The 13,442-nt window shown below is 73.1% G+C and carries 10 protein-coding genes and 2 pseudogenes; 1 reads left to right on the top strand and 11 read right to left on the bottom strand.

Annotated features, from left to right (window positions below; translation table 11 throughout):
- Positions 1 to 565: 565 nt before the first annotated feature.
- The 4 genes from PV343_RS13770 to bldG all read right to left on the bottom strand — a co-directional run bounded on the left by PV343_RS13770 (position 566) and on the right by bldG (position 5,040).
- Positions 566 to 1,174, bottom strand: a complete 609-nt coding sequence (locus PV343_RS13770) for a small secreted protein (RefSeq protein WP_319147166.1) — start codon at positions 1,172 to 1,174, stop codon at positions 566 to 568.
- A 225-nt stretch (positions 1,175 to 1,399) separates the two neighbouring features.
- Positions 1,400 to 3,805: a sodium-translocating pyrophosphatase gene (locus PV343_RS13765; protein ID WP_319147165.1), complete on the bottom strand. Its 2,406-nt coding sequence runs from the start codon at positions 3,803 to 3,805 to the stop codon at positions 1,400 to 1,402.
- Positions 3,806 to 4,102: 297 nt separating this feature from the next.
- A complete protein-coding gene (locus PV343_RS13760; protein ID WP_020941368.1) occupies positions 4,103 to 4,540 on the bottom strand; it encodes an ATP-binding protein in 438 nt (145 codons plus the stop codon).
- A 158-nt stretch (positions 4,541 to 4,698) separates the two neighbouring features.
- Positions 4,699 to 5,040 (bottom strand): anti-sigma factor antagonist BldG, encoded by a 342-nt coding sequence (gene bldG / locus PV343_RS13755; RefSeq protein WP_010986038.1) that lies wholly within the window; start codon positions 5,038 to 5,040, stop codon positions 4,699 to 4,701.
- Between the two features lie 83 nt (positions 5,041 to 5,123).
- Here bldG and PV343_RS13750 point away from each other — a divergent pair, with 83 nt between their 5' ends.
- Positions 5,124 to 7,721, top strand: a complete 2,598-nt coding sequence (locus PV343_RS13750; RefSeq protein WP_319147164.1) for a DEAD/DEAH box helicase — start codon at positions 5,124 to 5,126, stop codon at positions 7,719 to 7,721.
- A 133-nt stretch (positions 7,722 to 7,854) separates the two neighbouring features.
- Here PV343_RS13750 and PV343_RS13745 read toward each other — a convergent pair.
- The 7 genes and pseudogenes from PV343_RS13745 to ssd form a co-directional block, all read right to left on the bottom strand.
- Positions 7,855 to 8,256, bottom strand: a pseudogene (locus PV343_RS13745) (Rv3654c family TadE-like protein); the annotation flags it as partial.
- A gap of 161 nt (positions 8,257 to 8,417) precedes the next feature.
- A pseudogene (locus PV343_RS13740) lies at positions 8,418 to 8,744 on the bottom strand (TadE family type IV pilus minor pilin); the annotation flags it as partial.
- A 22-nt stretch (positions 8,745 to 8,766) separates the two neighbouring features.
- Positions 8,767 to 8,982: a DUF4244 domain-containing protein gene (locus tag PV343_RS13735; protein WP_387953468.1), complete on the bottom strand. Its 216-nt coding sequence runs from the start codon at positions 8,980 to 8,982 to the stop codon at positions 8,767 to 8,769.
- A gap of 84 nt (positions 8,983 to 9,066) precedes the next feature.
- Positions 9,067 to 9,852, bottom strand: a complete 786-nt coding sequence (locus PV343_RS13730) for a type II secretion system F family protein (RefSeq protein WP_319147162.1) — start codon at positions 9,850 to 9,852, stop codon at positions 9,067 to 9,069.
- Positions 9,849 to 10,694: a type II secretion system F family protein gene (locus PV343_RS13725; protein WP_319147253.1), complete on the bottom strand. Its 846-nt coding sequence runs from the start codon at positions 10,692 to 10,694 to the stop codon at positions 9,849 to 9,851. The genes PV343_RS13730 and PV343_RS13725 overlap by 4 nt, the downstream gene beginning before the upstream one ends.
- Before the next feature lie 7 nt (positions 10,695 to 10,701).
- Entirely contained in the window at positions 10,702 to 12,033 is a 1,332-nt protein-coding gene (locus PV343_RS13720) for a TadA family conjugal transfer-associated ATPase (protein WP_319147160.1), read from the bottom strand.
- The gene (gene ssd / locus PV343_RS13715; protein WP_319147159.1) at positions 12,030 to 13,136 is read right to left on the bottom strand and encodes a septum site-determining protein Ssd; all 1,107 of its coding nucleotides are present in this window, start codon (positions 13,134 to 13,136) and stop codon (positions 12,030 to 12,032) included. Before ssd ends, PV343_RS13720 begins: the two co-directional genes overlap by 4 nt.
- Between the last annotated feature and the right edge of the window lie 306 nt (positions 13,137 to 13,442).

Genomic DNA, 13,442 nt, shown 5'->3' with positions numbered 1-13,442 from the left:
TGGGCCGCCGCGAGTGTCAGGCAGCGTGGTCCGTGCGGACCAGCGGTATCGGTCAGCGTGGCCGGGCGGCCGGACCGCCGCCGTCGGCCGACCTGGCGGGGCCTGGGCCGCCGCGAGTGTCAGGCAGGTGGTCCGTGCGGACCAGCGGTATCGGTCAGCGCGGCCGGGCGGCCGGACCGCCGCCGTCGGCCGACCTGGCCGGGCCTGGGCCACCACGGTGCCGGGCAGCGCGGCCGGTGCGGACCGGACCGCCGGTGTCGGGGCAGAGCGGCTGAACCGGACCACCGGTGTCCGGTGGCCTCGCCGGCCTGGCCCATCACGGGTGCCGGGCAGCGGGCCGATCCAGACCGGGCCGCCGGTGTCGGGGCAGCGCGGCCGGTGCAGACCGCCGGTGTCGCGCAGCGCGGCCGGGGCAGGCCTCCAGTGCCGCGGCAGCGTGGCCGCACCGGACCGCCAGTGTCAGTCCGCGCGACCGGGCCAGACCGCCGCCGGTGTAAGTCGGCGCGGCCGTCCGGACCGGACCGCCGGCGTCAGCCCACGCGGTCCGGCCGGCCCGCCGCCGGTGTCAGCCGGCCGTCGTGGAGGCCGACGACGCCGTGGCCGACGCGGCCACCTTGCAGCTGGGCTGCTTGGCGATCGCCGCCTGGACGTCGCCCTGCTCCAGCCGCTTGAGCGCCTCGGTGCCGTTGTTGCTCTGTTGGCCGATGGCCTTCGTCTGGTCGGCGACGTCGTGCAGCCCGCTCGCGAACTTGCCCTGGTCCTTGGTGTCCAGCCCGTCGACCTTCTTCTTCAGGTCGCTGTACGAGGTGGCCAGGCCGTTGAGGTTCTTGGCGGCGTCCCGCTGGCGCTTGGCACCGCCCTCGACGCCGGGGGGCGCTCCGGCGCTGCTGATGGCCGCGGCGAGACCCTTGTAGCCGTCGGCCATGTCCTGGAAGGCCTGTGCGTAGGTCTCCTTGGCCGTCTTGGGCGGCAGGTTGCTGTCCGTGGCGATCTTGGCTATCGACGCGTTCGCCGCCCTGATCTTCGCGTCCTGCGCGGGCACCGCGTCGCACACCTTCTTGGCCCAGGCCACCAGCTTGGGATCGGGTCCGCTGTCCTTGTCGCTGCTGCATCCCGACAGCGCCACTACCAGTACCGCACCGCCGGACAGTGCGGCCGTGAGCTTCTTGTTCACCGGATTGGTCCCTTCCATGGCTCTCGGCCACCGGAATCTACACGGCGGACCGCTGCGCTCCGTATACCGATCGGCCCATTGGTCTGCTTTTGTGACTCTTCGCACCATGGGAGAGAAGGCTCACGGCATGACCGGAGCCCCAGCGGACACCCGCACACGAACGGGCGGGCGGCGCGTCAACACGCACCGCCCGCCCGCCCGTTGACCGGGCCCTGTGCGGAGGGTCTACGAAACCACCGCCGCGTCGGCCGAGTTGGAGACGCGTTCCGCGTTCTCGTCGTCGCCGACCGCGATACCGCGCCGCTTGGACACGTACACGGAAACGATGATCACGAGGAGAGCGATGATCGCGATCCCGATCCGTACCCCGATGTTCTTGTCGTCGCCGTAGGAGAACTTGATCACCGCGGGCGCGATGAGCAGCGAGACCAGGTTCATGACCTTCAGCAGCGGGTTGATAGCCGGACCCGCGGTGTCCTTGAACGGGTCGCCGACCGTGTCGCCGATGACCGTGGCCGCGTGGGCCTCGCTGCCCTTGCCGCCGTGATGGCCGTCCTCCACCAGCTTCTTGGCGTTGTCCCACGCGCCGCCGGAGTTGGCGAGGAACACGGCCATGAGCGTGCCCGCGCCGATCGCGCCCGCGAGATAGGAGCCGAGCGCGCCGACGCCGAGGGTGAACCCGATGAAGATGGGTGCCATCACGGCGAGCAGACCGGGCGTGGCCAGCTCCCGCAGGGCGTCCTTGGTGCAGATGTCGACGACCCTGCCGTACTCGGGCTTCTCCGTGTAGTCCATGATCCCAGGCCGCTCGCGGAACTGCCGCCGCACCTCGAAGACCACCGAACCGGCCGAGCGCGACACGGCGTTGATGGCGAGTCCGGAGAACAGGAACACGACCGCGGCGCCCGCGATGAGCCCGACCAGGTTGTTCGGCTGCGAGATGTCCAGCGACAGGCTCAGCGGCGAGCCTGGTCCGCTGAGCTTCGCGCCGACGTCCTGGACGTTGGTGGTGATGGCGTCCCGGTACGACCCGAACAGCGCCGAGGCCGCGAGGACGGCGGTGGCGATGGCGATGCCCTTGGTGATGGCCTTGGTGGTGTTGCCGACCGCGTCCAGGTTGGTGAGCACCTGGGCGCCGGCGCCCACGACGTCACCGGACATCTCGGCGATGCCCTGGGCGTTGTCGGAGACCGGCCCGAAGGTGTCCATGGCGACGATCACGCCGACCGTGGTGAGCAGGCCGGTACCGGCCAGCGCCACCGCGAACAGCGCGAGCATGATCGAAGTGCCGCCGAGCAGGAACGCGCCGTACACGCCGAGCCCGATCAGCAGCGCGGTGTAGACGGCCGACTCCAGGCCCAGCGAGATGCCGGAGAGGATGACGGTGGCCGGCCCCGTGAGGGAGGTCTTGCCGATGTCCCGGACCGGGCGGCGGTTGGTCTCCGTGAAGTAACCGGTCAACTGCTGGATCACGGCGGCCAGCAGGATGCCGATGGCGACCGCGACGAGGGCGAGGACGCGGGGGTCGCCGCTCTTGCTCCGGATGGCCGCGTCGGTGACGCCGTCGAGATCCGCGTACGTCCCCGGCAGGTAGACGAAGACCGCGATCGCGACCAGTGCGAGGGAGATCACCGCGGAGATGAAGAAGCCGCGGTTGATCGCCGTCATGCCGCTGCGGTCGGCGCGCCTCGGTACGACCGCGAAGATGCCGATCATCGCGGTGATCACACCGATGGCGGGCACGAGCAGCGGGAACGCGAGCCCGGAGTCGCCGAAGGCCGCTTTGCCGAGGATCAGTGCGGCCACCAGGGTGACGGCGTACGACTCGAACAGGTCGGCCGCCATGCCGGCGCAGTCGCCGACGTTGTCGCCCACGTTGTCGGCGATGGTCGCGGCATTGCGCGGGTCGTCCTCCGGAATGCCCTTCTCGACCTTGCCGACCAGGTCGGCGCCGACGTCGGCGGCCTTGGTGAAGATGCCGCCGCCCACACGCATGAACATGGCGATCAGGGCGGCACCGAGGCCGAAGCCTTCGAGCACCTTCGGCGCGTCGGCCGCGTAGACCAGCACCACGCAGGAGGCGCCCAGCAGGCCGAGCCCCACCGTGAACATGCCGACCACACCGCCCGTGCGAAATGCGATCTTCATCGCGGTGTGCGAGACGGTGGTGAGATCTTTTTCCGGTTCACCGGGTGCCGGAGTGGCCTCCCGGGCCGCTGCTGCGACGCGCACATTGCTGCGCACGGCCAGCCACATGCCGATATAGCCGGTGGCCGCCGAGAACACCGCGCCGATCAAGAAGAACAGTGATCGTCCGGCGCGCTGATTCCAGTCGTCCGCGGGCAGCAGCAGAAGCAGGAAGAAGACGACGACGGCGAATACGCCGAGCGTGCGCAACTGCCGGGCGAGATACGCCTTGGCACCTTCCTGGACCGCCTCGGCGATCTTCTTCATGCTGTCGGTGCCCTCGCCGGCCGCCAGCACCTGGCGCACCAGGATGCCCGCGACCGCGAGCGCGGCCAGGGCGACCACCGCGATCACCGCCACGAGGATCCGGTTGTCGTCGGTCAGGACCGCTGCCGCGAGTGTTGTGGGGTGACCCAACTGCTGAGGGGTAGAAAGCCCCGCCATTCGTCCTCCTTGACGCTTGGGCTGAGCTCAAGATGTGGACGGATTCTAGGTACCACTGAGTGATCTAAACAGGGGACGGTAAACGGAATTGGCCTTCTCGTGCCACTTCAGCAAATGATCGAGGTCAACCCACGGAACCCGAAAGTAGTAACGCCCTTGGGGCATTGACGGGCACATTGATGCTTGATCGAATTATCAGGGTATTGATCGTGAATTCTTTCACGAATTCGGCGGAGTGCCTGGAAAAGCGCGAAGGGCCCTGCTCAGCAGGGCCCTTCGATGCGCTGTGCGTCTGGGTCAGGCGAGTGCGACGGCTGGTGGAGCGGTGGGCCAGCTCATCCGGATCAGCCCGCCGTTCTCGCCCGTGGTGACCTCCACGTCGTCCACGAGGCCGCTGATGACCGCGAGGCCCATCTCGTCCTCCTCGGCCTCCACGTCCGCGTCGGCGGCAGGACCGCCGGCCACCCGCTCGGCGGGCACGGCGTGCGGGGCCTCGTCACCGACCTCGATGGAGAACAGCTTCTCGTCCTCGATCAGCGCCACCTTCACCGGAGCCGCGATCTCATGGCTCCGGTGCAGGCCGACGGCACGGGAGCAGGCCTCGCCGACGGCGAGCCGGACCTCGTCCAGCACGGCCTCGTCCACTCCGGCCCTGCGCGCCACCGCTGCCGCCACCAGCCGGGCGGTCCTGACGTGCTCGGGCAGCGCGCTGAAGCGGAGTTCGACGGTGGCCATGCATCCCCCTCGCGACTACGGGCGTGCGTTGTCGGGGCGGGGCCGCCGAGAGCCCGCACCCCTGCGGAACCTTGGCCCCCACGACGAACCGGCCGGGGGCCGGGGCCTACCGGTGTCCGGACCGACCAGCGGTCCGGACACGGCGACCGGCCCTGGGGTCAGTCGGTGGCCGCCACCGCTTCCTCGACCGAGGTGTGGATCGGGAACACCTTGGTGAGGCCGGTGATACGGAAGATCTTCAGAATGCGCTCCTGGTTGCAGACCAGACGCAGGGAGCCCTCATGGGCACGTACCCGCTTCAGGCCGCCGACCAGTACGCCGAGTCCGGTGGAGTCGAGGAAGTCCACGCCCTCCATGTCGACGACGAGGTGGAAATTCCCGTCGTTCACCAACTCGACCAACTGCTCGCGCAGCTTGGGCGCGGTGTATACATCGATTTCGCCACCGACCTCGACGACCGTACGATCGCCGACGGTACGGGTCGACAGGGACAGGTCCACGGATCCTCCAGCACCTTGCTATCGAGCGGTCGTCCCTCGGGACACCTCGGGCTTGCGGCCCCCGGGACGCAACGCCAGCCGCGATGGCATTCAATCACTTACCGGCAGGCGTGCACGACGCCTTGGCCCCATTGTCCGTCACGCCGGTGACACACTCGGTGCCGATGGCCAAGAATCACCGATCCGACAGACCCCTGGCAGACCCGGCGTCCCGCCCGTCTCCGGGCATGGTCCTGGACCGACTCGCCTCCGGGCCGAGCCGGTCCGCGCGCATCACTCATACGGAGCACTTGCCCCCGCGCGCGGGTCGGCATGCCGTCTGGCCTGATCGAATTCGCACGGAGGTGATCGCCGCCGTACAGGCGTGCGGAATCGAGCACCCGTGGGCCCACCAGGCGCTGGCCGCCGAGCACGCCCTGGACGGCGATTCGGTGGTCGTCGCGACCGGCACCGCGTCCGGCAAGTCCCTCGCGTACCTCGTGCCCGTCCTGACGGCCCTCCTGGACGGCTCCGAGGCCCCCAACGGCCGGGGCGCCACGGCGCTCTACCTGGCGCCCACCAAAGCCCTCGCGGCCGACCAGTGCCGGGCGGTCAAAGAACTTTCCCAACCTTTGGGAAACGCCGTTCGGCCGGCCGTGTACGACGGGGACACTCCGTTCGAGGAGCGCGAGTGGATCCGCCAGTACGCGAACTACGTCCTGACCAACCCCGACATGCTCCACCGGGGCATATTGCCGTCCCACCCCCGCTGGTCCTCCTTCCTGAAGACGCTCAAGTACGTCGTCATCGACGAGTGCCACACCTACCGGGGCGTCTTCGGCTCGCACGTCGCCCAGGTACTACGCCGGCTGCGCCGCCTGTGCGCCCGCTACGGCGCCTCCCCCGTCTTCCTGCTGGCCTCCGCGACCGCCGCCGAGCCCGCCGTCGCCGCCCGCCGGCTGACCGGCCTGCCGGTCGTCGAGGTCGCCGACGACGCCTCCCCGCGCGGAGAGCTCGTCTTCGCCCTCTGGGAGCCCCCGCTCACCGAGCTGCACGGCGAGCGAGGTGCACCCGTACGGCGTACCGCCACCGCCGAGACCGCCGACCTGCTGACCGACCTCACCGTGCAGGGCGTCCGGTCGGTCGCCTTCGTCCGCTCCCGGCGTGGCGCCGAGCTGATCTCCGTGATCGCCCAGGAACGGCTCGCCGAGGTCGACCGCTCCCTCGCCCGGCGTGTCGCGGCGTACCGCGGCGGCTACCTCCCCGAGGAGCGCCGCGCCCTGGAACGCGCCCTGCACTCCGGCGAGCTCCTCGGTCTTGCCGCCACGACGGCCCTGGAGCTGGGCGTGGACGTCTCAGGACTGGACGCCGTGGTGATCGCCGGGTACCCGGGCACACGGGCCTCCCTGTGGCAGCAGGCGGGCCGCGCGGGCCGCTCCGGCCAGGGCGCCCTCGCGGTGCTCGTGGCCCGCGACGACCCGCTGGACACCTACCTGGTCCACCACCCGGAAGCGCTGTTCGACCAACCGGTCGAATCCACCGTCCTCGACCCCGACAACCCCTACGTCCTCGCCCCGCACCTGTGCGCCGCCGCCGCCGAGATCCCGCTCACCGAGGAGGACCTGGACCTCTTCGGCCCCGCCTGCACGGACCTGCTGCCGCAGCTGGAGGCCGCGAAGCTGCTGCGCCGCCGCACCAAGGCATGGCACTGGACGCGCCGGGAGCGGGCCGCCGACCTCACCGACATCCGCGGCGCCGGCGGACGCCCGGTCCAGGTCGTCGAGGAGGGCACGGGCCGGCTGCTCGGCACGGTCGACGCGGGCGCCGCCCACTCCACGGTCCACGAGGGCGCGGTCCACCTGCACCAGGGCCGCACCTACCTGGTGCGCTCCCTCGACCTGGAGGACTCGGTCGCCCTGGTCGAGCGGGCCGAGCCGCCCTACTCCACGGTCGCCCGCGACACCACCGCCATCTCCGTCCTGGAGACGGACGTGGAGGTGCCCTGGGGCTCGGGCCGCCTGTGCTACGGCTCCGTCGAGGTCACCAACCAGGTGGTCTCCTTCCTCCGCCGACGGCTCATCACGGGCGAAGTGCTGGGCGAGACGAAACTCGACCTCCCTCCTCGTACGCTGCGCACCCGCGCGGTGTGGTGGACGGTCACCGAGGACCAGCTCGACGAGGCCCGGATCCCCCCGGAGATCCTCGGCGGCTCCCTGCACGCCGCCGAGCACGCCTCGATCGGCATGCTGCCCCTGTTCGCCACCTGCGACCGCTGGGACATCGGCGGTGTGTCGGTGCCGCTCCACCCCGACACGCTCCTGCCCACGGTCTTCGTCTACGACGGCCACCCCGGCGGAGCGGGCTTCGCCGAGCGCGCCTTCCACACCGCCCGCGCCTGGCTCGCCGCCACCCGGGAGGCCATCGCGTCCTGCGAGTGCGAGTCCGGCTGCCCGTCCTGCATCCAGTCCCCCAAGTGCGGCAACGGCAACGACCCGCTGCACAAGAGGGGCGCGGTACGCCTCCTCACGGTGCTGCTCCGCGGCGCACCCGAGGAGGAACCGCCGGAGCGGCAGGAGCCGGCCGAGCGGCTAGAGCCTGCGGAGCAGCGGGCGTCGGCAGGTCAGCGGGAGCCTGTGGATCAGCACGGGCCGTCAGCGGACCAGCAGCCGCCGGCGGACCGGCAGGAGCCCGCGGAAAGCTGAGCCGTGCGGCTTCCGAGGCGGGTGCCGCGCCGGGGATCCCGGCCGGCGCCAGTCCGGTCGGCGGCGGCCCCGCAGGCCCCGCCCTGGCCCTGACCTCCGCCGCGAACGGGCCCTGTCCGGTCGCCGCCGTCACGTCCGACGTCTCGCCCACAATGGCGCACCGCACCAACCGGGCCCCTTGGGCCCGCGCCACCCGCTCGGCCCGGGTGCAGGCCGCCGGGCCGCCCTCGAACCAGTGGTCCGCCGCGGCCAGCGCCGCCAGGTCCGCGCCCCCGGCCGCCCGGTGCCGGACGACAACGGCCTGCCCGAACGCCAGCACGGCACCGAAGACGACACACAGCACGGTGATCGCCCCGAGGCTCCAGACGGTGGCCGAACCACGGTCCGAGCGCGGTCGGCGGGCGCCGGGGTCACAGAGGGCCCAGAGGGCAGCTTCGACGGAGCGGATCCAGCGGACAGGCCCGGCAGAGCAGGCGGAGCCGGCGGATCTCGCGGAGGCGGCGCAGCGAGCAGGGCGGGTAAACGGCCGGAACACACCGTTCCCGACCCGCCACCGCCGCCTCACGGCCCCACCTCCCGCGTCCCGGCCTCTGCCGCCGCGCCCTTCGCCGGCCCCTTGGCGGGCCCTGGCTCCCGGGCCGGCCCCGGCGGTGTCGCCGGGCTCGGGTCGGACCCCGGGCCAGGGCCCCAGCCCGGGGAGCCCGCCCCCACCGCTTCCTCCGCCGCCGCGACGGCCTCCTCCCGTACCTCGAACGGCAGCCCGGTCAGCACCGGCGGCCGGGCCACCACCGTCACCCGCACCTGGTCGCCGGTCCGCCCCACCGTCACCCGCGCACCGCGCGGCGCCGCCTCCCTGGTCACCTCCACCACCTTGTCGGCCGGGTCCTGCCGGGCAGCGGCCCGCGCGCCCGTGCGGGCGGCGTCCAGGCACTGGATCTGAGCCGCCACCACGAGCAGCCCCCAGACCAGCGCCATGGTGAACGCCACCAGCACGGAGAGCACCAGGGCCGACTCCACGGTCACGAACCCGCGGTCCCCCTTGCGCTCACGTCCGCGCACTGAGGGCTCGCTTGACGATGGACTGCAACTCCGCCTTGACCTGGCCACTGGTGACGACCTCGTACAACAGCAACGCGAACCCGACCGCCGCGATGATCCCCATCGCGTACTCGGAGGTCACCATTCCCGCATCCCTGCGGCACCGCTCCCGCAGACGCGCCCACATCTCCGCAGCCTTCTTCCTCATCTCAACGCCCTTCATCGCAGTCCTGTTGTCGAACGGTCCTCACTCGCCTGCGCAGGTCTTCACCCGTCGCCGTCCTGCGCAGGTCCCCACTCGCCGCCGTCAGCCGCCTCCTCCTCCCAGCACCCCGCCCGCCAGCCCGATCACCACGGGCAGCACGCCGATCGCGATGAACGCGGGCAGGAAGCACAACCCCACCGGTGCGGAAATGAGCACGGCAGCCCTGCGCGCCCGCGCCGTGGCACTGCGCGCCCATTCCGCCCGCGCGTCCGAGGCGAGCCGGGCGACGGGTCCCGCGGCAGGAAGCCCCGACTCGTCGGCCCGCTCCAGCAGCCGGGCCAGCGGGCCGGCTCCGGGCAGTCGACCCAACCGCCGCCAGGCGTCCGCTGGTTCACCGCCGAGCCGGGCCTCCGCCGCGCCCCGGGCCAGCGCGTCCCCGACGGGGCCGCCCAGGGCCTCCCCCACCGCCTGCGCGGCGATCACCGGCCCGGCGCCGGCCGCGATGCAGGCAGCCAGCAAGTCCGCGGCCAACGGGAGTTGACCCGCGGCCAGGCCCGAATCGATCTCCTCGGCCGGGTCAGCGGGCTCCTGTCCGCGCCGCCACCGCCACAGTCCGACCGCCGCAGCGAGCCCGACGATCACGCCGGTGATCCCGCCGACCAGCACCCACGCACCGCACACCACGCCGGCCATCGGCAGCCATCGCCGCAGGGCTTGCCGGACCTCCGGGGTCGGACCGGACTCGGCCTCCCGTGCGGCCAGCAGCGCGGTCACCCGACGGCGTGCGCGGCGTCGGATCCGGGTGCTGTCCAGCGACCGGACCACCCAGCCGAGGGTCAGCGCGACGGCCACGGTCATCCCCAGCCTGTGGACGACTTCTCCGCTCATGCCGTCTCGGCTCCCCGCACGATCCGGGCCGCCCACCACGTCCCGGCGGCCTCGAACACCGCTCCGGCCACCAGGCAGCCCAGCCCCGCTCCGCTGTGCAGGAGCACCCGTAGCGGGTCCGCGCCCATGGCGGAGCCCAGCAGCAGCCCGAGGGCGGGTAGCGCGGCGAGCATCAGGGCGGTCGCGCGAGCTCCCGCCAACTGGGCTCGCAAGTCCGCTCGTTGGTCGCGCTCAGCTCGCAGCGCCCCGTCCAGCCGGTCGAGGCCGGCCGCCAGTCCGGCGCCCTGGTCCACGGCCACCCGCCAGCAGGCGGCCAGGCCCAGCAGCCCTTCGGCGCCGGGTTGGCGGGCCGCCACGGCCAGCACCCCCGGCACGTCCCCGCCGAAACGGGCGGCCGCGACCACGGCCGCCTGTGCGTCGCCCAGGCCACCGGAGTCCCGCGCGGCCCGCAGCAGCGCCTCACCGGGCTGCCGTCCCGCTCGCACCTCGCCGGCCAGCGCACCGCACAGACCGATCACCGCGTCCGCGCGCGCCTCCCGGTCCCGACCGGCCTGCCGGGCCAGCCGCATCCGGCGCAGCACCGGCACCCCGGCCGCTCCCGCGACGACCGGGATCGGCGAGGAACCCAGCAGCGCGATCAGCGCACCTGCCGCGAGGGCCCACCACTCGGCCCCCAATCGCGCGTGTAACCCGCGCAGTTCGGCGCAAGCCCGCTCCCAGGAGGGCGGCCCGGTCGCCACCGCCCCGCCGTCGGCCAGCAGCAGCCGCGCCCGCCGCACCCCCTGGTGCCGGCCACCCGACATCCAGACCGCGGCCCCGACACAGGCCACCGCGGCGCCCATCGTGGTCTCAGCGCTCAATCCGGTCACGCCGTTCACCCCTCTCACTCGTCCCGGCGCTCTGACTCATCGCGGTGCTCTCAGGCATCCCGGCCCTCTCGTCGTTTTCGTCCCGCTTGTCGCTCGCCCGCAGTTGGGCGACTTCGTCGTGCTCATCGCCCCCGCTCGCGAACTCACCCCCCAGCAACTCCCTCAGCCGCCCCCAGCCGCGCTCCCGGTGGAAGGACCGGGCGCCCCAGCGCAGCGCCGGCACCGTCCGCACCAGTCCGGAGGCGTCCCGTTCCAGCACGTGCACCTCGGCGATCCGGCGCCGCCCGGTCGGATCGCGCACGAGGTGGAGCACCACCGACAGCGCGGCCGCCAACTGGCTGTGCAGCGCGGCCCGGTCGAGCCCGGCCGCCGTGCCGAGCGCTTCGAGGCGGGCCGGCACGTCCCCGGCGGCGTTGGCGTGCACGGTGCCGCAGCCGCCTTCGTGGCCCGTGTTGAGCGCGGCCAGCAGATGCACCACCTCGGGGCCGCGCACCTCGCCGACGACCAGCCGGTCGGGCCGCATCCGCAGCGCCTGCCGGACGAGGTCCTCCAGGGTGACCAGGCCGGCCCCCTCCTGGTTCGCCGGCCGGGTCTCCAGCCGGACGACGTGCGGGTGATCGGGTCTCAACTCGGCCGAGTCCTCGGCGAGCACGATCCGTTCGCCGGGGCCGACGAGGCCGAGCAGGGCGCTCAGCAGGGTCGTCTTACCGCTGCCGGTGCCGCCGCTGACCAGGAAGGACAGCCGGGCGGCCAGCAGCGCCCGGAGGACGCGGTCGCCGCCGGGCGGCACCGTCCCCGCCTCGACCAGTTCGTCGAGGGTGAAAGCCCTGGGCCGTACGACCCGCAGGGACAGGCAGGTGCAGCCGACGGCCACCGGAGGCAGTACCGCGTGCAGCCGGGTCCCGTCGGGCAGCCGGGCGTCCGCCCAGGGGCGTGCGTCGTCCAGCCGGCGTCCCGCCACGGCGGCGAGGCGCTGCGCGAGGCGTCGTACGGCCGCCGCGTCGGGGAAGGTCACCCGGGTCAGCTCCAGGCCGCCGCCGCGGTCCACCCACACCCGGTCCGGAGCGGACACCAGGACATCGGTGACGCCCGGGTCGGCGAGCAGTGGTTCCAGCGGGCCGCTGCCGACGAGTTCGGAACGCAGGTGCTCGGCCGCCCCGAGGACCTCCGCGTCGCCCAGCACGCGGCCCTGGTCGCGCAGTGCCTGGGCCACGCGCGCGGGTGTGGGTTCGGCGCCGCTCTCGGCCAGCCGCCGGCGCACTCCGTCGAGCAGGGCCGCGCCGTCGGCCAGGTCCAGCCCGGGCAGGGTCATCGGGCGCCTCCCGCCTCGACCAGGGCCTGCTCCCAGAAGGTGGCGCAGAACCGGGCCAGGGGGCCGCGCCCGGTCGCCGCGGGCGGCTTCGCGGTCCCGCGCGGGCGCAGCAGCGCCGGTTCGAGGGGCACCTCGCCGGCCAGCGGCAGGCCGAGCAGCCGGGCGACCTCGCGGTCGTCCAGGCCGGGTGCGTACGGGCCCCGTACCGCCACCCGCAGGTCCCGTACGACCATGCCGACCGCCGAGGCGACCCGCCCTGCGGCCGCCACGGCCCGCAGTTCGCCGGGTACGACGAGGAGCGCCAGGTCGAGCTGGGCGAGGGCCTCGGCGACCCCGTCGTCCAGGCGGCGCGGGAGGTCGACCACGACGGTGCCGCCGCGCCGCCGGGCGGCGGCGAGCACCGCGCGCACGGCCTGGGGCGGGATCGCGACGCAGTCGCCGCGGTCCCAGCTGAGCACCCGCAGCGCGTGCAGCCGGGGCAGCGACTCCTCCAGGGCGCCGCCGCCGACCCGGCCGCGGGAGGCGGCGAAGGCGGGCCAGCGCAGTCCTTCGGCGCTCTCACCGCCGAGGAGCACGTCGAGTCCGCCGCCCAGGGGATCGGCGTCCACGAGAAGGGTGCGCAGCCCCTCGCGCGCCGAGGTGACGGCGAGCGCGCAGGAGAGCGTGGAGGCACCGGCCCCGCCCCGGCCGCCGATGACCCCGACGGTGAGGGCGGGGCGGCCGACGCCCTCGGCGACGTCCGCGATCCTGTCGACCAGCCACTGCTCGCCGTCCGGCAGCATCAGGACGTGGTCGGCGCCGATCTGGACGGCCCTCTTCCACACCCCGGAGTCGTCCTGGTCGCGGCCGACCAGCACCACTCCCCGGCGGCGCGGGGCTCCGCGCACCCGGCGCGCGGCGTCGTCCCCGACCAGGACGAGCGGGGCCGCGTCCCAGCCGTCGCCGTGGTCCGGCACGGCGTGGTGGACCTCAGGCGTGGCGCCGGCGGCCGCGCACAGGCGCAGCAGGTCGTCGAGGAGCTGGGCGTCCTCGGTGACGATGAGCGGCCGTCCCGGCCGGTCTGCCGTGCCGGGCGGTGGGTCTTGGGTGACGGTTCCGGACACGTGTGGTCCCCCTTCGCTGCGCGTTCCGCGCAGCCCCTGCGGCCACGCGATTCCCGAAGATGTGAAGAACCGGCAAGCGGCCTCCATATGAACGGCCGAACGGAATCGGCCATACGCGCCCGGCAATCGGAACCGGCCTCGAACTCGCCGCGGTCGGAGCGCGCAGGAATCACGGTGCGGCGAAGCGGGAAATCATGTGGATCTTGGTGGAAAACAGTGGACAACTCAGTGGTTGTGAATATCGCCGTCACCCATACCGGTGAGCCGTGCACCGATCCCTGGACGACTTCCACAGCGCAGCCCGAT

The sequence above is a fragment of the Streptomyces sp. WI03-4A genome, assembly GCF_033792105.1.
GTDB classification, from domain to species: domain Bacteria; phylum Actinomycetota; class Actinomycetes; order Streptomycetales; family Streptomycetaceae; genus Streptomyces; species Streptomyces collinus_A.
This window is presented reverse-complemented; position numbering and strand designations above follow the sequence as displayed.